Annotated in this window: 1 pseudogene; it reads right to left on the bottom strand. The window is 40.2% G+C overall.

Annotation, left to right across the window (positions count from 1 at the left end):
- Positions 1-70: 70 nt before the first annotated feature.
- Positions 71-868 (bottom strand): annotated as a pseudogene (gene istA / locus ABFX15_RS04055) (IS21 family transposase); the annotation flags it as partial.
- Positions 869-911: the final 43 nt, after the last annotated feature.

Genomic DNA, 911 nt, shown 5'->3' with positions numbered 1-911 from the left:
GTATTCACGTCTGCTGGATCACATTGCCTTTTTCCGCCTCTTTTTTATCGGTATAGAATGCTTTTCTACAACAAAGGTCGTCAACGATTCGAATGAGATCTGTCGAATCATAAAACTCATGATTGTACACCCGTAACCGGTCCATCGTTCTAGCGAGAGCTTCTACGCTGCCTTTTGTCTGAGGGCGGAACGGGCGACAGACCATTGTTCTAAATCCAGCGTCTTTACTAAAGGAATAGAAGCGATCGTTTAAATGAACCTGAGAGAATTGGGTTCGTGATCGGTCGACGACAGTTTTCATATTATCGAACCATATTTCTTCTGGAACACCACCGGTGTGATAAAAGGCATCATTCATGCACTCAAACAATGTATCCTGTTTACGGTCAAAGGTAAGCGTAATAAATTTCTTCTTTGAATAGGGCAATATATAAAGGAAAATATTAAAGCGGAAGGCTTCTCCCTGACTGCTTATCAGTCGCATTTCTTCTTTCCAATCGATTTGTGCTGAAAGACCAGGCGTATATTCGACACGAACCGTTGCTTTCTGTACCCGTTCTTTTTTCACTCCACGGCAATAGTCTCTAACGAGACTGTAACTCCCATCGAACCCTTTCTTTTGTATGAATTTGAAGATACTTTTAGCGGTACATTGATCTTCTAACTTAGTATCTATGATTTGTTTGAATGAATCTAATTTACTCGGATATATCCTCCTTGTTTTAGGTTTATCACCTTTCAACGCTTCCTGATACGCTGCTTTAACCGTGCGATAATCACATCCGTATTGTTCCGCTAACGCAGTATAATTGGGCTTTATGCCATCAATCATATGTTTTTTCACTCCTTCTCTGATATCTCTTCTCATTCCTATTCCACTCCAATTCTATAGGGGATAAGAAGAGTATATA

Source organism: Alkalibacterium indicireducens (genome assembly GCF_039522005.1).
Classification (GTDB): Bacteria; Bacillota; Bacilli; order Lactobacillales; family Carnobacteriaceae_A; genus Alkalibacterium; species Alkalibacterium indicireducens.
The sequence above is the reverse complement of the archived record's forward strand: the minus strand, read 5'-3'. Positions and strand labels throughout refer to the sequence as shown.